Raw genomic sequence first — 22,731 nt, 5'->3', positions numbered from 1 at the left:
ATGGAGAGAGTCAATATGTCACATATCAAATCACAGGATTCAAAATTATTTGAGGCAATAGAGTCAGAATTCAACCGTCAGGATAAAAACATTGAATTGATTGCATCGGAGAACTTTGTTTCAAAAGCTGTACTGGAAGCGCAAGGTTCAATCCTGACCAATAAATATGCAGAAGGATACCCTAACAAGCGTTACTACGGCGGTTGTGAACATGTTGACGTGGTTGAGGATCTGGCAAGGGACAGGCTGAAGGAAATCTTCGGTGCCGAGTATGTCAACGTCCAGCCGCACTCCGGTTCCCAGGCGAACATGGGTGTTTATTTCTCCATACTTGAGCCGGGTGATAAAGTCCTCGGTATGAACCTGAGCCACGGCGGGCATCTGACGCACGGCAGTCCGGTGAACTTCAGCGGAACGATGTATGAGTTCAGCGAGTACGGTGTCAAAGAAGATGACGAGACGATCGATTATGACGTGGTTATGGAAATCGCTAAAAAAGAGCAGCCTAAACTCATCATTGCAGGTGCGAGCGCCTATTCCAGACAGATTGATTTCGCCAAATTCCGTGAGATCGCAGATGAAGTCGGTGCTTATTTCATGGTGGATATGGCGCATATTGCAGGCCTCGTTGCAGCGGGACTGCATCCAAACCCGGTACCGCATGCGGACTTCGTCACTTCCACAACACATAAGACTTTAAGAGGACCGAGGGGCGGCATCATCCTGGCAAAGGAAAAGTATGCAAAATCCCTCAATAAAGTCATCTTCCCGGGCATCCAGGGCGGTCCGCTGATGCACATCATCGCAGCAAAGGCGGTGGCATTCGGTGAAGCGCAGCAGGATGGCTTCAAAGAATACCAGCAGCAGGTCATCAAAAACGCACAGACTCTGGCCAAAGGATTGACTGAAGGCGGTCTCAGGATCGTTTCCGGAGGTACGGACAACCATATCGTCCTTGTCGACGTGAAGAGCTTCGAACTGACCGGCAAGCAGGCAGAGGAAGCACTTGATGAGATTGGCATCACCGTCAATAAAAACACCATCCCGTTCGACACCGAGTCACCATTCGTGACAAGCGGCGTGCGTCTCGGTACACCGGCCATGACGACAAGAGGCTTCAAGGAAAAAGAGATGAAAAAAGTGGCTGAGCTGATGGTCGAGACGCTGAAGCGTACAAGGGACGGGGAAAGCCTCGAAGGCATCAAGGAGCAGGTCCATGCACTGACTGCCGATTTCCCATTATACAGCGAATAATACCTCAAAATAGAATTTGACGGACAGGAGGACAAATATGTCAAAGGTTCAAGTGATGGAGCATCCCCTCATCCAGCATAAGATGGGTTTTATAAGGGATAAGAACACTCCGACGAAAACTTTCAGGGAACTGGTCGATGAAGTGGGCATGCTGATGGCCTATGAAGTGACCAGGGACCTGGACCTGGAAGAGGTTGAGGTGGAGACGCCGATACAGACGACGACAGCGAAAAGGCTGAGCGGTAAAAAAATCTGCCTTGTACCGATTTTAAGGGCGGGGCTCGGGATGCAGGAGAGCATCCACAAGCTGATACCCTCGGCGCGCGTCGGCCATATCGGCCTGTACCGCGACCCAGACACACTGCAGGCCATAGAGTACTATGCAAAGTTCCCGGGGGATATCGAGGAACGGGATATCTTCGTCATCGACCCGATGCTTGCCACGGGGGCATCCGCAGTCGAGGCGATCACCGCAATCAAAAAAAGGGGCGGCAGCAAAATCCGCTTCATCTGCCTGATTGCCGCGCCGGAAGGCGTAGAGACGCTGCAGAAGGCCCACCCTGATGTGGACATCTATATCGCAGCACTCGACGACAGGCTGGATGACCACAGCTATATCGTTCCGGGCCTCGGCGATGCAGGCGACCGCCTGTTCGGGACAAAATAATCCGGATAACAGGAGAATGACATTGAAAAAGATAATGACGGTTTTCGGCACCCGTCCGGAAGCGATCAAGATGGCACCACTGGTTTTGGCGTTGAAGGAAGATCCGGAACTTGACCCTGTTGTGGTGGTCACCGCACAGCACAGGGAAATGCTGGATCAGGTGCTGGAGGCTTTCAAGATCGAACCCGATTATGACTTGAACATCATGAAGCAGGGCCAGACATTATCTGAAGTGACCGGGCGGGTGATCGAAGGGCTCGAGGGTGTAATAAAAGACTCGAAGCCGGACATGATGCTCGTGCACGGTGATACGACGACGACTTTTGCAGGCAGCCTTGCAGCGTTCTATAACGGCCTCGATATCGGCCATGTGGAAGCCGGGCTCAGAACCCACAACAAGCACTCGCCGTTTCCGGAAGAGATGAACAGGCAGATGACAGGGGTCCTCGCGGACCTCCATTTTTCGCCCACTGAAAATTCCAGGCAGAACCTGCTCGCTGAAAACAAGAAAGAGGAATCCATCAGTGTGACAGGGAATACGGCGATTGATGCATTGAAGACCACGGTCGATGAAAGTTACTGCAGTGAAGTGATTGACAGGCACAAAAGCAATAAAGTGATCCTGTTGACGGCCCACAGACGTGAAAACATCGGTGAACCGATGCACAATATATTCAGTGCCGTCAGGGATATCGTCGACGAGTTCGAGGATGTCACGGTCGTCTATCCGATCCATAAAAACCCTAAAGTCCGGGAAATTGCACAAGCGCACCTCGGGGGTCATGAACGGATCGAAATCATTGAACCTTTGGATGTGCTTGATTTTCATAATTTCGCAGCCAAAAGCCATATCATCCTGACCGATTCCGGCGGGGTGCAGGAAGAGGCACCTTCGCTCGGTAAACCGGTCATAGTGCTCAGGGATACGACGGAACGCCCTGAAGGTGTCGAAGCAGGCACTTTGAAGCTGGCGGGCACTGAAAAGGCGGATATCTACAATCTCACCAGGCAGCTGCTCACCGACCGGGATACTTACGAAGAGATGGCCCGCGCATCCAACCCGTACGGCGACGGAGAGGCTTCAAGGCGGATATGTGAAAACATCAAGCATTATTACGGATTCACGGAGCAGAAACCTGAAAGTTTTCAGGTGTGATAAATTGTGTCGATAATATGGCGGGGTGGAGAGTTGATTAAATAAATCCAAGCATGTTATTGACACAAAAATTGCTCTCATATATCATTACAAGGGGAATGTGAAAGTTGCTCAAGGAAGCTTCAAACCATTAGGAGACTGTATTGATAGTGTCATTTTTCAGAAGATTTTACACTCATTTCTTACGATATTTTTCCATCCCTCTCATCGGCAGTTTACTCTTTGCCATTTTTACACAATCATCAATAGCGGCTGGGTTATTTTTAGGCACTGCTGCGTCCACACTCATGATTTTCAACTGGTACTACCACCTGGAGCAGGCGCAGGATGAAGAGAACGGCAAAGTCAGGCTCGGCGTGGTGACGAGGTTCATCATTGTAATAGTGACACTGCTTGTGTGGCTGAGGTTCCCTGAAACATTCAACATTTTTGCGATAGCTATAGGAATTCTCCTTGGTTATATATTGATTATTTTTCATGCTGTCAGAGAATTAACGAAGTGAAAGAGGTGAAATAATGGAACACGGAACTCCAACGTATACGATTGACTTATTCGGTTTGCCGGTAATGTTCGATCTGTCGACTTCATTGATGATCATCATTACATGTCTGATTGTGTTCTTCGTGTTTTTCTTCGCAACACGCAAGATTGCTGTCAGGCCGACAGGTAAGCCACAAGTTCTTGTGGAAGCACTGGTGAACTTCGTTAAAGGTATGATTTCAAGCAATATGGCCTGGAAGCAGGGCGGGAAATTCCACTTCATGGCAATTACTCTGATTGCGTTCATCTTTGTGGCCAACATACTCGGTATACCATTTACGATCATCCTTCCGGATGAGGAGCATACACTCTGGTGGAAATCGCCTACGGCGGATCCGACAGTGACACTGACGCTCGCAGGACTGATGATTGTACTGACACATTATTACGGGGTCAAGGCCCAGGGCATGGGGAACTATGTTAAATCGTATTTTCAACCGATGTGGTTCATGGCACCCATCAAGTTCATTGAAGAATTTACATATAATTTAACGTTAGGTCTTCGTCTTTACGGAAACATCTACGCAGGGGAAATCCTGTTGTTGTTGCTGGTCTCCCTGATCACAACCGGCGGAATTATCGGAGCGGTCGGCGGATTCATACCGCTGATGGCATGGCAAGGATTCAAACTGTTCATCAGTGCGATCCAGGCGTTCATTTTCGTTATGTTAACGATGGTTTATCTCTCTCATAAACTGAGCGATGATCATTAATATAAAAATTAAAATTATATTTATATCTATTTAGGAGGAAATATTTTATGAGTTTACTTGCAGCTGGTATTGCAGCAGGATTAGCAGCACTTGGAGCGAGCTTTGGTATTGGTATGGTAGTTTCGAAAACAGTTGAGTCAGTGGCACGTCAGCCGGAAGCAAGAGGTCCGCTGCAAACGATCATGTTCATCGGTATCGGTGTTGTTGAGGCTGTTCCGATCATGGCCATCGTTATTGCATTCCTACTTATGTTCACGTTCTAAGAGTCGTTACCATGGCGAAGTCTTACATCAAGATTTCGCCCTCTTATTATGTTGTCTGAAGAGTGAACGAAACTTTCTTGAAAGGAGTGTACATAAGTGGAATTTCTTATACTAGGAAATACTGGAGATGTTGGCGTGGCGATCGGAAGCAGTCTTGTGCTGCTTGTGAGTTTCCTTGTTCTGCTTGGAGCTCTGTCATATTTCGTCTGGAAGCCTTTGAAGAATGTGATGGATGAAAGAGAGAACCTCATACATTCTGAAATCGATGATGCGGAAAACCGCAGGATAGAAGCACAGCGTCTTCAGAAAGAGAATGAAGAATTACTTAAACAGACTCAGGCGGATATCTCTTCAATCATGGAAGATGCAAGAGCACAGGCGACCAAGGAACAGGAAACGATCATCCATGATGCGAATACCCGTGCAAATCAGCTTATGGCAAATGCAAAGGCTGATGTTGAAAGAGAAAAAGCGATCGCAGAAATCAACGATCAGGTGGCGGAGCTGTCAATACTCATCGCCGAGAAGATGATTTCCAAAGAGATCGATCATCAGGATCAGCAGCAGCTGGTTAAACAGTATTTACAGGAAGCAGGGGGTAAATAATGGCTATTTCAGCGAATAACTATTCCAAAGCCCTCTTCAATGCGATCCATGATGATGAAACATTGAATAAAGTCAGAGACGATTTCAGAGAAGTCATGGAAGCGGTGCGTAATGTGCCGAATTTCCATGATTTCATATCGAATCCAAAGATTTCCAGGGATGAGAGAAAATCGGTCGTTGAAAACACATTCAAAGAAGTTGAAAAGCCGCTCTTCAATATGCTGCGTGTTTTGTCCGACAAGGGCAAGATGGCCGATATTGAAAGCATCTACGAGGATTTCATAAAGCTGTACAATGCGCATTTCAACCAGGCATATGTAACTGTGGAATCCGTCTATAAATTATCCGGCGAAGAACTGGATGAAATCGGCAAAACCTTCATAAAGAAGACCGGACTGAAAAAATTATTGATTGAAAATGAAGTGAACGAAGACTTGATCGGCGGCATCAGGGTATTCATCGATACGAAAGTTTACGATGCATCCATCCGGGGTCAGTTGAACACTTTAAAAGGTCAATTCAAGGCACACGCGAATAGTTAATTTGAGGAGTGACATTCATGGCAATCAAAGCTGACGAAATTAGTGCTCTTTTAAAAAGCCAGATAGAAAATTATGAACAGGACATGTCAGTATCTGACACGGGTACGGTCATCCAGGTTGGTGACGGCATCGCGCTTGCTCATGGTTTGAACGATGCAATGGCTGGAGAGTTGCTGGAGTTCCCCAGTGGAGTATTGGGACTGGCTCAGAGCTTGGAAGAAAGTAATATCGGTATCGTTATTTTAGGACCATATGATGACATTAAAGAAGGCGACGAGGTCAAGCGTACGGGCAGGATCATGGAAGTGCCCGTAGGTGAAGAGCTCATCGGCCGTGTTGTAAACTCTCTGGGACAGCCTATAGACGGCAAAGGCCCGATTGCTGCAACTAAAACAAGACCGATTGAAAGTCCTGCCACAGGCGTAATGGACCGTAAAAGTGTTGACGAACCATTACAGACAGGCATCAAGGCAATCGATGCCCTTGTACCGATCGGCCGCGGTCAGCGTGAGCTGATCATCGGTGACCGTCAGACAGGTAAGACGACTGTTGCAATCGATACGATCCTGAACCAGAAAGATCAGGATATGATCTGTGTTTATGTAGCGATCGGCCAGAAAGAATCGACCGTTGCATCAACTGTTGAAACATTACGTAAGAACGGTGCGCTGGATTACACGATCGTTGTATCAGCAAGTGCTTCACAGCCTGCACCACTATTATATATTGCACCGTACGCCGGCGTATCCATGGCTGAAGAATTCATGTTTAACGGCAAACACGTACTGGTGGTATATGACGACTTGACGAAACAGGCTGCTGCCTACCGTGAGCTGTCATTGCTCCTGCGTCGTCCGCCGGGCCGTGAAGCTTACCCTGGTGACGTCTTCTACGTACACAGCCGCCTTCTTGAGCGTGCTGCGAAACTTAACGACGATCTTGGCGGAGGTTCAATCACTGCACTTCCGTTCATCGAAACCCAGGCAGGGGACATCAGTGCGTACGTTCCAACGAACGTCATCTCCATCACAGACGGCCAGATTTTCCTGCAGTCCGATCTATTTTTCTCGGGTGTAAGACCTGCGATCAACGCCGGACTTTCAGTTTCCCGTGTTGGTGGGTCGGCACAGATCAAAGCGATGAAGAAAGTTGCGGGTACGCTGCGTCTTGACCTTGCGTCCTACCGTGAGCTGGAATCATTCGCCCAGTTCGGTTCAGACCTTGATGAGGCGACAGCTGCAAAACTTGAACGCGGTAAGAGAACCGTTGAAGTCCTGAAGCAGGGCGAAAACAACCCGCTGAAAGTTGAATATCAGGTCGCCATCCTTTATGCACTCGTCAACGGTCATCTCGATGACATCCAGGTCGAAGATATCACCCGTTTTGAAGATGAATTCCTGAGCTGGTTGGATTCGAACGAAAAAGAATTGCTCAACGGCATCCGCGATACGAAACAGCTTCCGGATGACGAAGCATTCGTCGAAGCGATCAACAGCTTCAAGAAAATATTCAACCCTTCAAAATAAGCCTGAAACTAAGAAGGATAAGGTGGTGAATTTATGGCTTCACTAAGAGAGATAAAAGGACGCATAGGATCGACGAAGAAGATGAGTCAGATTACCAGTGCAATGCACATGGTATCGAACTCGAAGCTGCGCCGTGCCGAGGAAAATGCAACAAGTTTCCAGGCATACCGCGAAAAACTGCAGGAAGCAGTACAGGCGATCGCAACCGGAGACACAGGCTCGGATCATCCGATGCTTGAAGAACGGCCTGTCAAGCGTACAGGTTATGTGGTGATCACTGCAGACAGCGGACTTGCAGGGCCTTATAATGCGAACGTGCTGAAGCAGCTGACCGGTGAAATAAAAGAGCGTCATAACAATGATCCGGACTTTTACGATATTCTTGTCATCGGCAAAATGGGTTACGAATTTTTGACCGCAAGAGGTTACAACGTTTCCAAATACCGTACAGGACTGGCTGATCAGCCTGACTTCAGCAGTGTCAAGGAAATCACCCACGAAGCTGTAAACAGTTTTATAGATGAAGATATAGACGAACTCATCATAATATATAATGAATTTATCAACGTGCTTGAGCAGAAGGTAAGGGCAGACAGGCTCCTGCCACTGACGGCATCCGAACTGGAAGAGGCGCAGGCGGGGGAATCCACGCTTACAAATTATGAATTTGAGCCGGATAAAGATTCCCTGCTTGCAGTCATACTGCCTCAGTATGCAGAAAGTCTCATCTACGGATCTTTATTGGAAGCTAAAGCGAGTGAGCATGCAGCGAGGATGACTGCGATGAAAGCTGCGACTGATAATGCCAAAGAACTTATTGATGATCTATCATTGGAATATAACCGTGCAAGGCAAGCGGCAATCACACAGGAAATCACAGAAATTGTTGGTGGCGCAGCTGCACTTGAATAAGATTTGCTAGGAGGAAAACGAATGGCTTTAGGTCAAATAGTACAAGTCATGGGTCCTGTCGTCGATGTGCGCTTCAATGAAGGCGAACTGCCTGAATTGAATAACGCATTGACTGTAGACATCCACAAAGGCGAAGAAACAATTCCCCTTACGCTTGAAGTGGCACTGCACCAGGGTGACAATGTGGTCAGAACGATTGCCATGGCATCAACGGATGCACTGCAGCGCGGCGCTGAAGTCACAGACACAGGCAGCCCGATAACGGTGCCCGTCGGTGAAGTGACTCTTGGTCGTGTATTCAACGTATTGGGAGAGCATATTGATTTGGGTGAACCTGTTCCGGAATCTGAGAGAAGAGATCCTATCCACAGACAGGCGCCTCAATTTGATGAATTGACTACAAATGTAGAGATTTTAGAAACCGGGATCAAAGTCGTAGACTTGCTCGCACCTTATACAAAAGGTGGTAAGATCGGCCTGTTCGGCGGTGCCGGAGTAGGCAAGACGGTCCTGATCCAGGAACTGATCAACAACGTTGCCCAGGAACACGGCGGTATCTCGGTATTCGCCGGTGTCGGCGAACGTACGCGTGAAGGTAACGACCTGTATTATGAGATGAGTGACTCAGGTGTTATCGAAAAGACCGCAATGGTGTTCGGACAGATGAACGAGCCGCCTGGTGCGCGTATGCGTGTTGCATTATCCGGCCTTACGATGGCTGAGTACTTCAGGGATGAGCAGGGGCAGGACGTCCTTTTATTCATCGACAACATTTTCCGTTTCACACAGGCTGGTTCGGAAGTATCGGCGCTCCTTGGCCGTATGCCTTCAGCAGTTGGTTACCAGCCGACACTTGCAACTGAAATGGGTCAGCTGCAGGAGAGGATCACAACGACAAGCACAGGCTCGGTAACGTCCATCCAGGCAGTATTCGTACCAGCGGATGACTACACCGACCCGGCACCTGCACAGACTTTCGCACACCTGGACGCAACAACGAACCTGGAGCGTAAACTGTCTGAGATGGGGATCTACCCGGCGGTGGACCCGCTTGCATCAACTTCACGTGCACTTTCACCTGCAGTCGTCGGTGAAGAGCATTATGAAGTGGCAAGGGAAGTCCAGGCGACGATCCAGAAATACCGTGAATTACAGGATATCATCGCCATCCTTGGTATGGATGAATTATCTGATGAGGACAAAGTGACGGTTTCACGTGCACGCCGCATCCAGTTCTTCCTGAGCCAGAACTTCCACGTTGCTGAACAGTTCACAGGCCAGAAAGGTTCATATGTACCGGTTGAAGAAACTGTCAAAGGATTCAAGGAAATCCTGACAGGTGATTATGACCATATTCCTGAGGATGCATTCCGACTGGTCGGAAGTATTGAAGATGTACTTGAAAAAGCACGCAGCATGGGTGTGGAAGTATAAAATCGGGAGGTAAAATCACATGACAATTTCACTCGACATAGTGACTCCTAATGGTTCTGTCTTCTTCGAAGAAGACTGCGAACTCATTGTACTTCAGTCAAAACAAGGTGAACTTGGTATTATGGGTGGACATATCCCGACTGTAGCTGCACTTAAAATAGGTAGTCTGCGGGCAAAGATAAACGGTCAATATGAATATTTTGCTGTAACTGAAGGATTTGCAGAAATCAATCCTTCCAAGGTCACTGTGCTTGTTCAAGCAGGTGAATTCGCTGAAGATATAGACACGGAACGTGCCGAAGCGGCACGTCAGCGTGCAGAAGAATTGCTGCAGCGGTCACAGGATGAAAAAGTGGACAGATACCGTGCAGAATTAGCGTTGCGACGCGCAATAAACCGCATAGAGGTTTCAAAACACAAGTAAAGCTTGGGGTGAATCCCCAGGCTTTTTTTAAAGGATGATTATTGATGATATTTTCACAGCTGGCTTTCATGCATATCATACTGCATATCCTCAGTGTGATGTTCTGTTTCTGGCTGGTCCAGGGGTTGAACATCCAAAGGTTTTTCCGGAAGGGCGAGTCGGGTAAAATTATTCTTTTTATGATCGTCATATCGGTGTTGCTCGGCAGTGCCTTGAGCAATTTCATCATGGATTTCTTCACCCTGGTTCAACAGGCTTCATTAATATTCAATTAAAATGCAACTAAAAAACTTTACATGATGTTTAGACAGCTATAATATAGACTATAGTTAAATAGTTCGTATTTTAACTAATTAATGGAGTGTGAACAATGGATAAGATAATTGTCAAAGGCGGCAAAAAGTTAAAGGGTTCCGTCACAATAGAAGGATCTAAAAATGCCGTACTGCCCATACTGGTGGCTTCTTTACTGCCTGAAAAGGGAAAATCATATATAACGAACGTCCCGGATCTATCGGACGTGGATAACTTAACAACATTATTGAAGCTCCTCGGTGCAGAAGTCGAGACAGGCGGGAGTACGGTTTCAGTCGATGCTTCGAACGGATTGAACCATAATGCACCATATGACCTGGTGAGCAAGATGAGGGCAAGCATGCTCGTGATGGGACCACTTTTGGCCCGTTATGGCAAATGTACGATCGCCATGCCCGGCGGTTGTGCAATCGGCAGCCGGCCGATTGAGCAGCATATCAAAGGGCTTGAAAAGATGGGCGCCTCTTTTTCAAACGTCGATGGCAATATTGAAGGATACACCGACGGGCAGTTGAAAGGTGCAAGAATCACCCTTGATTTCCCGAGTGTCGGTGCGACGCAGAACCTGATAATGGCTGCAAGCCTTGCTGACGGTACGACGCATCTTGAAAACGTGGCGATGGAACCGGAAATCGAGGATCTTGCCAAGTATATCAACGCAATGGGCGGGAATGTCAAAGGTGCCGGAACAAGCCATATCATCATAGAAGGTGCAGAGGAATTAAGAGGGGCCGATCATGAAGTCATCCCGGACAGGATCGAAGCCGGGACTTTCATGATTGCCGGAGCGATCACAAAAAGTGAAATCACTTTGAAGAATGTCGTCCTTGATCATCTGTCCGCACTTGTCTCCAAACTTGAAGATATGGGCGTGAAAATGGTGGAGAACGGAAGCGAAGTCACGGTCATCCCTGCTGAGAATTTAAAGCCCATCAAAGTCAAAACCATGCCGCATCCGGGTTTCCCGACCGATATGCAGAGTCAGATGATGGCACTCCTGACGACAGTCAAAGGTACGAGCACCATCACTGAGACGATATTCGAAAACCGCTTCATGCATGTCGACGAGTTCTCTCATATGAATGCCAACATCCTGCTTGATGAGAACACTGCGATGGTGAAGGGTGTAGAAAACCTGCAGGGTGCGCGCGTCAAAGCAACTGACCTGAGGGCAGCTGCAGCATTGATACTGGCAGGATTGGCAGCCGAAGGTTATACTGTAGTTACGGAACTTAGGCATCTGGATCGCGGTTATGTCGATTTTCACGGAAAATTGAGCCGGTTAGGTGCCGATATTGAAAGAGTTAGTGACACGGATAAGACGAAAGAACCGGTGACTAACTAGAGTGAGGTTTTAATATGGAAGAAACGCCGAAAAAACTGGTTCACAGACGTTTTCCCCTGGTTGTTCGCATTCTATTATTCCTGTACGTGGCAATCATCGTTTTCTTTGCAGGACTGATGATCGGCTACGGTATTCTGGATAATCCGTTCGAAGTATTCAGGCTGGAAACCTGGGAACACATCATTAATTTAACAGAGGTATAAAATATGCTTACTTATGATCAGATTAAAGCAATCATCCCGCATAGACCCCCGTTTTTACTGATTGACCGTGTAACGGAAATCGAACCCGGCGTGAAATGCACAGGGATAAAACAGGTTTCAGGAAATGAACCGTTCTTCCCGGGGCATTTTCCGGAATATGCTGTAATGCCGGGCGTCCTCATAGTGGAGGCCCTTGCCCAGGTGGGCGGCGTAGCATTGCTGCAGCAGCCCGAGTTCAAAGGGAAGCTTGCCTTCTTTGCAGGCATCGACAAGTGTAAATTCAGGCGTCAGGTCACGCCCGGGGACACACTTGAATTAACTGTGGAAATCACAAAATTGAAAGGTCCAATCGGCAAAGGCAAAGCAGTCGCCCTTGTCGATGGCGAGGTGGCATGCCAGTGCGAAATCACTTTTGCCATCCAGGACAAAAAAACATCCAACTGATGAAGATCAGTTGGATGTTTTTATATCTTCCTTCGATTCCATGCGTGCTTTGAACTCATTGAGCAGCGCTTCACCCTCGTAATTCTCCTCCATTAGTTTTTCAAGCAGTTCTTCTGCGTAATGAGGACTCTGCTGGATGATATCCCCGATGAACAGGAGGGACAATCCGACACTGATACTGTTCATCTCCATGAACTTGCCCTTGAAGAGTGCCGGCGTGTTGGACGCCCTTGTGATCCGGATCAAAAGCCTTACATCAGTGCCGACGAAACTCTCAAGTATATCTTTGAAATCCTCCGAGGTGGCGACTTCGACAATCCATGAATCTTTCCCGGCTTCGTTATTTATGATGACCCCGTCAATCAAATCCAGAATGATATAGTTGTTTTCATCCTGCATCTTTATCTCTACAATCTTAAAAGACTTCATGAAATCCCCCTTAATTTTCAAAAACTACAGATTTCGTATTTCTGCAGACAGTTTTCCGATATCTGTTCATTTTTGGGTACAGTTATAAGTTTATTGTATAATACTTGCCACAAAAATTAAATTGTTGTCATTTGCAGAAAATTCAGCAGCACTTTAATCTGATAGCAGGAAGGAGGTGGACCAATGCTGAACAAAGTAGTGCTAGTCGGGGAGCTGGTCAGGAATATTTCGGTGAAGCAGGGCAACAATACACAAGTGAACTCGTTCATCCTGGCAACAATCAGAATACCGAAAGATCATAAGCGCGATCATGAAGTACATTTCATCTATTGTAAAGGATTCGGCAAAGCGATCCCGAATTTACTGGACAGCCTCAGTGACGGCCAGATCATCTGTGTGAGCGGACAGCTCGCCACGACCATGCACACGACAGAAACCGGTACAAAAGAATACCGGATGGAAGTATGGGCTGAAAGTGTCAAACTGATACCGGAAAAATTGAATAACAGCCCGAACATCAAAAACCCGAATGAACTGATCAATGAAGCAATCAGAAATTACAACCGTTATGACTTCGTTGGAGAGGAACGGATATTGACGCTCACAAAAAGTAATTTCAATGAAACTGCCCGCGATGCATCACTTAAAGAACCAATCAAGGATAAGAATGTCGAGATCCTTGAAAAAATGATCAATGAAGCTGAGGAAATTGAGATTGAAGCATCCCATGAAAATGAAGAAGAACCGGGCGAGGAAAAAGTCCTCGCCTGAATGAACCAGACGAACACCCCAAAAACCTTTTAACCATCCTGCATCCAACCATTCACACTCACAACTGACATCATACGGTATTTTATCTGCGTAAAGATACCGGATGATGTCTTTTTTTGTCGTTTGTAAAATAAATATGAATTTTTTTGTTACAGTCTCGGGGAGTTTATTACAGTTGTCTGACTATATGATTTGTGGATGATTAATCGGTGTTTTCTGCCCGGTTGCTTTGGGCCTTGATATGGCAACGTTTTCCGAGGGTTTTATTTAACACTAAAGATGTAAACTGTGAATCATGACAATTCATTATGCCTGTCTGCAACATTCAGGAGGCCTGAGAAATCTTTTTGTAACATTACTGTAAAAGAAGGCTTTACATTTTATCTTCCTGTAACCTATGAAATATTTTTATCTGTTATAGTTCTACTTAGCGATTAGGAAAACATTAAACGAATCAGTCAAATATAGAATTTCTAATATATACGGGTAAAAAACAGGAGGAAATATCTTAATGAAAAAATTATTATCAGTAGGAACAGCAGTCGCTGTTTCATCAATCATTGCAGCCAACGCGGAAGCTTCTGAAAAAGGACATGAAGTACAATCAGGTGACACTTTATCGGAAATCGCAGCAGCCAATTCCACAACGGTATCTGCTTTGAAGGCAGCAAATGATCTTTCATCAGATTTGATTTTCCCTGGACAAGTGCTTCAGGTAGCTGAAGTTGCAGAAGAAAAAGCAGAAACTGAAGCCGGCGTCTATGTAATCCAGCCTGGCGATACACTGTTTGAAATCGCAGTGGAATTCGACCTGACTGTCAAAGAACTGATGGACCTGAATAATTTAACTTCAGATTTGATTTTCCCTGGTAACGAATTGATCGTTTCAAAAGATGCAGTGGCTGAAGTTGCCCCTGTACAAGCTCCGGAAGTTGTTGAAGAGGAAGTAGTATACGAAGAGCCAGCAGAAGTTGTTGAAGAGGAAGTAGTATATGAAGAGCCAGCAGCTGAAGTTGTCGAAGAAGAAGTAGTATACGAAGAGCCTGCAACTGAGGTTGTCGAAGAAGAAGTAGTATATGAAGAGCCGGCAGCAGAAGTTGTTGAAGAAGAAGTAGTATACGAAGAACCGGCAGCAGAAGTTGTTGAAGAAGAAGTATATGAAGAGCCAGCAGCTGAACAGGCACCAGCACAGCAGGAGCCGGTTCAAACTCAGAACCAGGCAGCTGCACCAAGCAACAGCGGCGGCCAAAACTGGGGCGCGCTTGCAGCATGTGAATCAGGCGGAGATGCAAGCATCGTAAGTGCAAACGGCCTTTACCACGGTCTTTACCAGTTTGACGTACAGACTTGGCAATCAGTAGGTGGAACAGGACTTCCATCCCAGGCTTCAGCAGCTGAGCAGACACAAAGAGCCCAGGCGCTTTACGCGGACAGAGGCGCACAGCCTTGGCCTGTATGTGGTGCTAGACTGTAATATAATTTATGATTTAAAAGTACGGACAAGTGATGCTTGTCCGTACTTTTTTGTTTTTTACGATTTTTGTATTTCTGCGCGCAGTTTTTGCAATTCTGTTGAAAACCGGGGTCGGAAATCTGATAACTGCATTTTTTACCGACAGAAATTGAATTGTTGCGATGTGTGCACAATTCAAATCCATAATATTATACGAAGGAGGACAATTTATAAGGGGGAAAGCCATTGAGGAATAAAAGCCGGAGACACAGGCAGCTGGAGATACTTTCATACCGCTGCGATTTATCGGAAGCAGATCTGAACGAGCTGAAAGTACTGGCGGGCGGTTATGCAGGTGAAGTGGAGTTCGATCACATTTTGGAAGAAGATTTCCGTGATGTGGAGTTTATTCACATGAAGGATTTTTGTTTTAAAGTTGGAAGGAACGGCAGTCAGACGAAAGCGGAGTCGAGCGTCGACCAGGAAATCCAGATCGATAACATCATCATCGCCGGGGACAGAATGTTCACTTTTGAAGTGAAGAACTATAATTTTGACCTGATTTACGTAGAGGGACAGTGGACATATGAAAACGGCAGGAAGTTCGGGGATCCGATGCTGCAGGTGGGGAGGCAGAAAGTCGCGTTGCAGGGGTTCTTGGACAAGGCAGGCTTCAATATCAACCTTTATGGCACGATCGTCTTCATAAATCCTGATCAGACCATATTCAGGCTGCCCGATAAACCTGAAATCCTCCTATGTAGCAATGTGCGGAAGAAGTTGAGGAAGGTGCTGCATCCAAACCGCTATGATCATTCCGATCTGGTCGAAAGGCTTGAAGCGGAGCGGCTGGTCGAATCCCAATACCAGGGCGATGTCGGGGTTTTATTTGAAGATTTGAAAACAGGGGTATTCTGCGGGGATTGCGGGGAGCGGGCAGCCCGACATAATCAACAGAGATTCAGATGTCTGAGGTGCGATAGCACCTGGATGCCACTTGAGGTGATTAAGAGACTCGTCTATGAAATAAGGACCCTTAATCGGACGTGGGAGATCACGCCGACAATTATAAACAGATTTTCGGGTGGAGAAATCTCGGAAAGCTGTGTCAGAAGGCATCGAAAGAAGAGCCATATATCTTTTTGAGGGCGTGTTAGAAATATTGAGCTGCTGTACTCGCAACGTTGCCCCGGCACTCGGTCTAGGGTTGCGAAACCGGGTGTTGTATTCGCAACATTGACCCAGAACTCGACAGAAGGTTGCGAAACCGGGCGCTGTATTCGCAACATTGACCCAGAACTCGGCAGAGGGTTGCGAAACCGGGTGCTGTATTCGCAACATTGACCCAGAACTCGGCAGAAGGTTGCGAAACCAAGTGCTGTATTCGCAACGTTGACCCTAAAACACTTCAAGGTTCCGCAAATATAGAAGGATCAGAACAGAAATTGAGACTAGAAGAATAAAGACATCCCCACCAGCCCAACACTTCGGGCCAATATGTTCAAACTTCACGGAAACCGGGAAAGTTCGCATAATGAACATAATATTTATTTTTTTAGGTATGGAATTATGGTACAATCTCTATTATGTGAGATAAATTTTTGAGGTGAAAGAATGAATAAGAAATGGTTACTGGCTGGGATGATGGGGCTTGTGCTTTTATTGGCAGGCTGTGATTATTCTCAGGAAGAAAACAGAGATGGGTTCTTCTTTAATACATTTGTCCAGCCGATGGATAATCTCCTGCATTTTCTCGGCGATAATCTGAATCACAACTATGGTCTGGCAATTATTGTCATCACACTAATCGTCCGTCTTGTTATTTTCCCGTTCATGATGAATACATATAAAAACCAGATGATGATGCGCGAGAAGATGAAGATCGTGAAGCCTGAAATGGAAGAGATCCAGAAGAGGGTCAAAGTCGCAACAACTCAGGAAGAGAAGATGGAAGCCCAGCAGGAAATGATGGGTCTTTACAAAAAGCACGGCATCAACCCGCTGAATATGGGCTGTCTGCCGATCCTCCTGCAGATGCCGGTCGTCATGGCGCTTTACTTTGCGCTCAGATTCCCTTCAGAGGGCGGTATCACCGAATATCCGGAATTCCTGTGGATGGATTTGACGCAGACGAACATCCTCATGACAATCATCGCAGGTCTTGTCTACCTTGGACAGGCTTGGGTTTCAATGCAGTTCGTTTCCGAAGAGCAGCGTAAACAGATGCGCCTCTTCATGTATATTTCACCATTGATGATCGTCTGGATTTCCTTGATCTCTCCTTCGGCACTGCCTCTGTACTGGGCTGTCGGCGGTATATTCCTTATTTTCCAGACTTGGGCCGGGAACACTTTCTGGAAGAAGAAAGTCAACGAAGAAATGGCACCGATCATCGAAGCGCACGAGCGCGAACAGGCTGAAAAAGAGCGTCGCATGAAGAACGCCAAATTGATGCCTAAAAATAAAAAGAAACGCAGAAAGAAAGCATGATGCAAAAAGCGGTTGAGTATATATACTCAACCGCTTCTTTTTATAATATCGGAGCAATCAGATTGGCTATTCCTTCCTTCACCCTGATCCACTTGCTCCTTGAATTGTATATCTCCTCTGTAAGGCGCGTACTGTGCTTCACATCTTCTTCATATATATGACGGTGTTTTTCAGCTTCCCGCCTGCTGTATATGAAGGCGTTCACTTCGAAGTTCAAAAGGAAGCTTCTATTATCTATGTTGGTCGTACCGACGCTCACGACTTCATCATCGATGATGACGACCTTCTGATGCAGGAATCCTTTCTCATACACATGCACCTCTGCGCCCATCTTGACGAGATCTCCAGCCCGCGAATAGGTGCCCCAGTAGACGAAAGGGTGATCGGGCATATTCGGTATCATCAAATGGACTTTGACACCGCTGAGTATCGCGATGCGCAGTGCTTCCATCACGGACTGGTCCGGGATGAAGTAGGGCGACTGGATATAAATATTGCGCTTTGCACGGTAGATCATCTTCAAATAGCCGTATTTGATCTGCTGCCACACTTCATCGGGCCCGCTTGAGGCGATCTGCATATAAGTGTCGCCGTCATTGTAGATGGTCGGAAAGTACTGCTCGTTGTATACAAGGTTGTGGCGTTTCGAATGGGAGTTCCAGTCGAGCATGAAGCGGAGCTGCAGTGATTTGACTGCATTGCCCTTGATCCGGAGGTGGGTGTCCCGCCAGCCGCCGAACTTTTCGCTTTTGCCTATGTACTCATCCCCGACATTCGATCCGCCGATGTAACCGATCTCGCCGTCTATGACGACGATCTTACGGTGGTTCCGGTTGTTGATCCTCGGATTGATGAGGTTCAGGAAGGAGGGGAAGAACGCTTCGACCCGCCCGCCGTACGATTTTATCTTCCTGAACTGGCGCAGGCTCAGGGCACGGGATCCCATATCATCGTAGAGGATCTTGACCGCGACGCCCTCCTTCTGCTTTTCGAGCATCGCATTATAGAGCTTTTTGCCGATGCCGTCCATCCGGAAAATATAATATTGAAAATGGATGTGGTCTTTGGCATTCCTGATATCTTCGAGCATGGCATCGAACTTCTCGTTCATGTCGGTATAAGTGGTGATCGTATTATTGTTGGTCAGAAAAGAATGGTTATTGTAGAGCAGCATATGGATGAGCTTTTTATACTTATTTGCCAGGGGGTTGACGAAGCTGAAGTCCTTATTCTTTATATCCTCCAGCTGTTCCTGTACAAGGTGTTCCAGTCCGACTTTATCTTTTTCATCGATTTTGAAGATTTTCTGATTGTATATCGTCCGCCCGAAAGCCATATAGATGATGAATCCGAAAATGGGTATGAAGAATAAAACCAGCACCCATGCCCAAACGCTCTGGGAGCTCCTGCGCTCAAGGAATATGATACTGATCGCAAGCAGTATATTGACGAGGAACAGGGCCGCAATCACTATGGATAAGACGAAACTCCAGTCGATATTCTCAAATGACAGCCATGACATAATATTTCACCTCACACTTATTGTATATTATAATGGGAAGTTTTAAAATTCGTAATAATTAATTTGAAAATGTTATGGATATTCAGGTGCCAACAGTGGTAATATGTAATTAACCAATGAGATAGGAGTGTCATTATGCACAAAATCGACAATTCTAAAGTCAGACAAGTCGTCACGTTGCTAAATGAACTCGGGGTCAAGGTAAAGGTTTCGAGCTCAAGGTTCGATATTATGAATCGTATCGCTACAAACGAAAAATTAAAACTAAAAGAACAAAATATTTAAAAAAATGCAGTCAGGATAAAAATCCGGCTGCACTTTTTTTATTTCTTTAATTTATATTGATGGAAATAGATGCTCATCACGATGCCCATCGCAATCATATTCGCCCACAGGCCGCTTCCGCCGTAACTCAGGAAAGGCAGCGGCAGGCCGGTGATTGGGACAAGCTGGATGGTCATGCCGATGTTCTGGAAAATATGGAATATCAACAGTGATAAGTAACCGGCTATGAAATATGAGGAAAACGGATCTTTGACCGTCAGCGCAATCCTCACAAGATGGAGCATGAGCATGAACAACAGGGCGATGACGAGCGTCGCACCGATGAAGCCGAATTCCTCCCCGATGATCGTGAAGATGAAGTCGGTATGGTTTTCGGGTATATAGACGATGCCCTGGCCGAACCCCTTGCCTTCAATCCCGCCGGAGCCGATGGCCCGCATGGAATTGCTCAGCTGGAAACCGCCTTCTGTAGCATACATTTCAGGCTGCAGCCAGGAATATATGCGTTCAAACTGGTAGGGCCGCACGCCGAGGTACGTCTGCAGCAGGTCCGGCCTGTAAAGGATGCCGAGGATGAGTGCCATCCCGGTAGTTGCAGCGACGGCGAGCGTCGGCAGGATGATCCACAGGCTGATGCCGGATACGAGGATCATGCCGAACAATATGGCAATCAGGACAAGGACCGTACCGAGGTCATTCTGCACGAGTATGAAAATCATCGGCAGTACGGATACGAGGAAAAGCTTGAAGAGCAATTTGATGTCGGCGCTTAAATCCGTGGTGATCCTGTATTTGTTGTGCTGATGTATCACGTAGGCCATCGCCATTATGTAAAGCACCTTCATGAATTCCGACGGCTGTATGCTGATGAAGCCGAACTGGTACCAGCTCTTGGCACCATTTATGATCGGGGTGACCGACGAGACGGGCGCAATGAATAATATGACGAGGCTCAATACACCGATGCCGTACAGCACCCATATATAATTCTTGAAAAATTTTACGGGTATGAAAGTGATGATGAATAATGAAATGAAGCCGAGTATATAAAATAAAGTCTGCCGCACCGCAAAGTCAGTTTCATACTGGCCGCTGGTCATTGCTGATGAGATGGTGAATATGCTGATCAGGGCGAGTGTAGCCAGCAGCAGCACCAGTATCCAGTCGATGCGGGACAGAAAGTTGGTATTCTGTCTTTTGTATCCTTGGTTATCTTGCAAGAATATCACCCTATCCAAAATAAAATCGTGAATTCAAGTATACTATATTTTATAATTGGATATGAGAGATATGATATAAAATTTTCAACAAATTTATTATAACTGTGAAATGGACGGATTAAAAAAATGATTAAAATTTCCATCAATCAAGTTGCTGAATATTGTAACGGCAGGATGAATGAAAAGGCCGCCGCCATGGGGGAGACATTCATCGCCGGTGCTTCCATAGATACAAGGACGATACAAAAAGGAAATATATTCATCCCCTTCAAAGGTGAGAATGTGGACGGGCACCGGTTCATAGGGGATGCATTTTCAAAAGGGGCGGGCGTCTCGCTGACGGAAGCGCCGCTTGAAGAAACGGATGCAGGCCGTCCCCTGATCCATGTCGAAGACGGCCTCCGGGCACTGCAGATGATCGCAAAGCGCCATCTGGAAGCGGTTGATCCGACAGTCATCGCAATCACCGGCTCAAACGGCAAGACGACGACGAAGGATATGGTGGAGTGCCTGCTTGCTGATGATCACAAAGTCAAAAAGACCATCGGGAACTACAACAATGAGATCGGGCTCCCCCTGACCCTCCTCGAACTGGATGATGACACCGAGATCTCGATACTCGAAATGGGCATGGACCAAAAAGGCGACATCCACTTTTTAAGCACACTCGCAAAGCCGGATATCGCGATCATCACGAATGTGGGTGAATCGCATATAGAGAAGCTCGGATCCAGGGAGAAGATCGCGGAAGCGAAGTATGAAATCGTCGACGGACTGAAGGAGGACGGGGTGCTGATCTACTCCAAAGACTATCCTCTGCTGAACGAATTGACGGGGAAAGGGCCGCACCATTTCAAAATGACGAGTGCAGGCCTGTCCGAAGAAAATGACCATATCATCTCCAACATCACACAAAATGCGGACGGCACTTCATTTGAGATGGACGGGCTCCATGTTGACATCCCGCAGCTGGGCAGTCATAATGCAATGAACGCATCCCTCAGCCTGCTTGCAGCAGAAGCGGCCGGAAAAGATATGGCAGCCGTCGCCGGCAGATTCAAAAATTTGAATGTGTCATCGATGCGCATGGAACAGGCTGTCCACCGGAGCGGGGCGCTCATCATCAATGATGCGTACAACGCCAGCCCCTCAAGCATGAAAAGTGCGGTGGACACAGTGGCCGGCCTCGATTACTCCAAAAAGATCCTGGTGCTTGCGGATATACTCGAACTGGGTGAGTACAGTGAAGCACTCCACCAATCCGTCGGTGAACATATCGGACGGACCGGCAGTGATTTCGAGCTGTTCACTTTCGGCAGTGATGCAAAATTCATAGCTGAGGCCGCAGGTATCGCCGGCAGCCGGCATTTCGACGATATAGAAACGCTTGCCGGACACCTTGAAGGGATGCTTGATGAAGACACGGTGGTGCTTTTGAAAGGTTCCCGCGGCATGGAGATGGAGAGGATGAAGAGTCATATCTGGTAAAATCGGTGTTTTATTCCTGCATGGGTATACCGGCGGGCGCTATGAGCTCGAGCCGCTGTTCCGTTACCTGAAACCCAGGTATGAATTCGAATACGAGTTTCCGGTCTATCCCGGCCACGGGCATCATCTGGATTTCAACAATGTGACGGGTGACGACTGGTATGACGAGGCATTTGAGGCATACGAGGTCCTCTCCCGGAAAGTCGATGAAATCTACATCGTCGGGTTTTCGATGGGCGGCCTGTTTGCGAGCCATATCGCACAGCATAACCGTGTGGATAAGCTTCTGCTGATCGCCCCGGCGTTCGAACATACGCACATCAACCGGCTTGCACGGTTGAACCTCAGGCCGGAGGGCCTGGCCGAGCATTTCAAACTGAAGACGATGGATGTCGTGAGGAGCAGGCTGCCGAAATTATCCCTGCAGGCATTCAACGAATTCCGTGCCATAATGGATGCGAAGATGCCCGATTATGAGGAGATCGATTCGGAAACATTGATCATCCATGGGACGATCGACCTGTTGGTGCCGTACATGTCGAGCGTGGAGGCCCAGAGGAAAATGAAGAACTGCCGGGTCGAACTGATTGAAAACGCACCGCATATCATGGCTTATACAGAAAACCACCAGCATACGCTGAACATCGCTGCAGAACGCTTTTTATTCCTGGACATGAAAACAGTCCTTGAGTAATTGTGTAAATGGTGTTAGTATAGAGTAGTTATAC

General features: G+C 47.0%; 26 protein-coding genes. 23 read left to right on the top strand and 3 right to left on the bottom strand.

The features are described from left to right. The first annotated feature begins 15 nt into the window (after positions 1–15). The 16 genes from LPW40_RS08855 (at position 16) to fabZ (ending at position 12,345) form a co-directional block, all read left to right on the top strand. Positions 16–1,254: a serine hydroxymethyltransferase gene (locus LPW40_RS08855; RefSeq protein WP_230821904.1), complete on the top strand. Its 1,239-nt coding sequence runs from the start codon at positions 16–18 to the stop codon at positions 1,252–1,254. A 37-nt stretch (positions 1,255–1,291) separates the two neighbouring features. Further along, positions 1,292–1,921: a uracil phosphoribosyltransferase gene (upp, locus tag LPW40_RS08850; protein ID WP_072710485.1), complete on the top strand. Its 630-nt coding sequence runs from the start codon at positions 1,292–1,294 to the stop codon at positions 1,919–1,921. 22 nt (positions 1,922–1,943) lie between these two features. Further along, the gene (gene wecB / locus LPW40_RS08845) at positions 1,944–3,077 is read left to right on the top strand and encodes a non-hydrolyzing UDP-N-acetylglucosamine 2-epimerase (protein WP_230821903.1); all 1,134 of its coding nucleotides are present in this window, start codon (positions 1,944–1,946) and stop codon (positions 3,075–3,077) included. Positions 3,078–3,226: 149 nt separating this feature from the next. After that, a complete protein-coding gene (locus tag LPW40_RS08840) occupies positions 3,227–3,580 on the top strand; it encodes an ATP synthase subunit I (RefSeq protein ID WP_230821902.1) in 354 nt (117 codons plus the stop codon). A 13-nt stretch (positions 3,581–3,593) separates the two neighbouring features. Beyond that, on the top strand, positions 3,594–4,331 hold the full coding sequence (gene atpB, locus LPW40_RS08835; protein WP_230821901.1) for a F0F1 ATP synthase subunit A: 738 nt from the start codon (positions 3,594–3,596) through the stop codon (positions 4,329–4,331). 47 nt (positions 4,332–4,378) lie between these two features. Further along, entirely contained in the window at positions 4,379–4,594 is a 216-nt protein-coding gene (gene atpE / locus LPW40_RS08830) for a F0F1 ATP synthase subunit C (RefSeq protein WP_097041124.1), read from the top strand. Positions 4,595–4,690: 96 nt separating this feature from the next. After that, positions 4,691–5,200 carry a F0F1 ATP synthase subunit B gene (locus LPW40_RS08825; RefSeq protein ID WP_230821900.1) on the top strand — a complete coding sequence of 170 codons (510 nt, stop codon included), beginning with the start codon at positions 4,691–4,693 and terminating at the stop codon, positions 5,198–5,200. Further along, positions 5,200–5,742, top strand: a complete 543-nt coding sequence (atpH, locus tag LPW40_RS08820) for an ATP synthase F1 subunit delta (RefSeq protein WP_230821899.1) — start codon at positions 5,200–5,202, stop codon at positions 5,740–5,742. Before LPW40_RS08825 ends, atpH begins: the two co-directional genes overlap by 1 nt. A gap of 17 nt (positions 5,743–5,759) precedes the next feature. Further along, positions 5,760–7,268: a F0F1 ATP synthase subunit alpha gene (gene atpA / locus LPW40_RS08815; protein WP_230821898.1), complete on the top strand. Its 1,509-nt coding sequence runs from the start codon at positions 5,760–5,762 to the stop codon at positions 7,266–7,268. 33 nt (positions 7,269–7,301) lie between these two features. Further along, a complete protein-coding gene (atpG, locus tag LPW40_RS08810; RefSeq protein WP_230821897.1) occupies positions 7,302–8,180 on the top strand; it encodes an ATP synthase F1 subunit gamma in 879 nt (292 codons plus the stop codon). A gap of 21 nt (positions 8,181–8,201) precedes the next feature. Next, positions 8,202–9,614: a F0F1 ATP synthase subunit beta gene (atpD, locus tag LPW40_RS08805; RefSeq protein ID WP_230821896.1), complete on the top strand. Its 1,413-nt coding sequence runs from the start codon at positions 8,202–8,204 to the stop codon at positions 9,612–9,614. 19 nt (positions 9,615–9,633) lie between these two features. Next, a complete protein-coding gene (locus tag LPW40_RS08800) occupies positions 9,634–10,038 on the top strand; it encodes a F0F1 ATP synthase subunit epsilon (RefSeq protein WP_230821895.1) in 405 nt (134 codons plus the stop codon). A gap of 44 nt (positions 10,039–10,082) precedes the next feature. After that, complete coding sequence (locus LPW40_RS08795) at positions 10,083–10,313, top strand: DUF1146 family protein (RefSeq protein ID WP_230821894.1); 231 nt, start codon at positions 10,083–10,085, stop codon at positions 10,311–10,313. A gap of 95 nt (positions 10,314–10,408) precedes the next feature. Beyond that, on the top strand, positions 10,409–11,698 hold the full coding sequence (gene murA / locus LPW40_RS08790) for a UDP-N-acetylglucosamine 1-carboxyvinyltransferase (RefSeq protein WP_230821893.1): 1,290 nt from the start codon (positions 10,409–10,411) through the stop codon (positions 11,696–11,698). Positions 11,699–11,712: 14 nt separating this feature from the next. After that, positions 11,713–11,901, top strand: a complete 189-nt coding sequence (locus tag LPW40_RS08785; protein WP_230821892.1) for a DNA-directed RNA polymerase subunit beta — start codon at positions 11,713–11,715, stop codon at positions 11,899–11,901. A 3-nt stretch (positions 11,902–11,904) separates the two neighbouring features. Beyond that, the gene (gene fabZ, locus LPW40_RS08780; RefSeq protein ID WP_097041105.1) at positions 11,905–12,345 is read left to right on the top strand and encodes a 3-hydroxyacyl-ACP dehydratase FabZ; all 441 of its coding nucleotides are present in this window, start codon (positions 11,905–11,907) and stop codon (positions 12,343–12,345) included. 6 nt (positions 12,346–12,351) lie between these two features. On the opposite strand, the gene LPW40_RS08775 is transcribed toward fabZ, so the two are convergent. Next, entirely contained in the window at positions 12,352–12,774 is a 423-nt protein-coding gene (locus tag LPW40_RS08775; protein ID WP_230821891.1) for a YwpF-like family protein, read from the bottom strand. 183 nt (positions 12,775–12,957) lie between these two features. Between LPW40_RS08775 and LPW40_RS08770 the strand changes: the two genes are divergently transcribed. The 4 genes from LPW40_RS08770 (at position 12,958) to yidC (ending at position 17,488) form a co-directional block, all read left to right on the top strand. Then, on the top strand, positions 12,958–13,545 hold the full coding sequence (locus LPW40_RS08770; protein ID WP_230821890.1) for a single-stranded DNA-binding protein: 588 nt from the start codon (positions 12,958–12,960) through the stop codon (positions 13,543–13,545). Positions 13,546–14,056: 511 nt separating this feature from the next. After that, positions 14,057–15,019 (top strand): transglycosylase family protein, encoded by a 963-nt coding sequence (locus LPW40_RS13700; RefSeq protein WP_330166187.1) that lies wholly within the window; start codon positions 14,057–14,059, stop codon positions 15,017–15,019. Positions 15,020–15,244: 225 nt separating this feature from the next. After that, positions 15,245–16,144 (top strand): nuclease-related domain-containing protein, encoded by a 900-nt coding sequence (locus LPW40_RS08755; RefSeq protein WP_230821889.1) that lies wholly within the window; start codon positions 15,245–15,247, stop codon positions 16,142–16,144. Between the two features lie 468 nt (positions 16,145–16,612). Further along, on the top strand, positions 16,613–17,488 hold the full coding sequence (gene yidC / locus LPW40_RS08750) for a membrane protein insertase YidC (RefSeq protein ID WP_230821888.1): 876 nt from the start codon (positions 16,613–16,615) through the stop codon (positions 17,486–17,488). A 40-nt stretch (positions 17,489–17,528) separates the two neighbouring features. Here yidC and cls read toward each other — a convergent pair whose 3' ends face one another. Continuing rightward, complete coding sequence (gene cls / locus LPW40_RS08745; protein WP_230821887.1) at positions 17,529–19,010, bottom strand: cardiolipin synthase; 1,482 nt, start codon at positions 19,008–19,010, stop codon at positions 17,529–17,531. Positions 19,011–19,145: 135 nt separating this feature from the next. On the opposite strand from cls, the gene LPW40_RS13630 reads away from it, so the two are divergent. Beyond that, a complete protein-coding gene (locus LPW40_RS13630; RefSeq protein WP_269063303.1) occupies positions 19,146–19,295 on the top strand; it encodes an Lmo0850 family protein in 150 nt (49 codons plus the stop codon). A gap of 38 nt (positions 19,296–19,333) precedes the next feature. Here the strand turns inward: LPW40_RS13630 and LPW40_RS08740 are convergent, their stop codons facing one another. Continuing rightward, positions 19,334–20,515, bottom strand: coding sequence for an FtsW/RodA/SpoVE family cell cycle protein (locus LPW40_RS08740; RefSeq protein WP_230821886.1), 1,182 nt, complete (start codon positions 20,513–20,515; stop codon positions 19,334–19,336). 126 nt (positions 20,516–20,641) lie between these two features. Between LPW40_RS08740 and LPW40_RS08735 the strand changes: the two genes are divergently transcribed. Continuing rightward, positions 20,642–22,003 (top strand): UDP-N-acetylmuramoyl-tripeptide--D-alanyl-D-alanine ligase, encoded by a 1,362-nt coding sequence (locus LPW40_RS08735; RefSeq protein ID WP_230821885.1) that lies wholly within the window; start codon positions 20,642–20,644, stop codon positions 22,001–22,003. Continuing rightward, a complete protein-coding gene (locus LPW40_RS08730; RefSeq protein WP_330166190.1) occupies positions 21,993–22,697 on the top strand; it encodes an alpha/beta hydrolase in 705 nt (234 codons plus the stop codon). The genes LPW40_RS08735 and LPW40_RS08730 overlap by 11 nt, the downstream gene beginning before the upstream one ends. The last annotated feature ends 34 nt before the right edge of the window (positions 22,698–22,731 follow it).

The sequence above is a fragment of the Salinicoccus halitifaciens genome (assembly GCF_021026095.1).
In the GTDB taxonomy this organism is placed as follows: domain Bacteria; phylum Bacillota; class Bacilli; order Staphylococcales; family Salinicoccaceae; genus Lacicoccus; species Lacicoccus halitifaciens.
The sequence above is the reverse complement of the archived record's forward strand: the minus strand, read 5'-3'. Positions and strand labels throughout refer to the sequence as shown.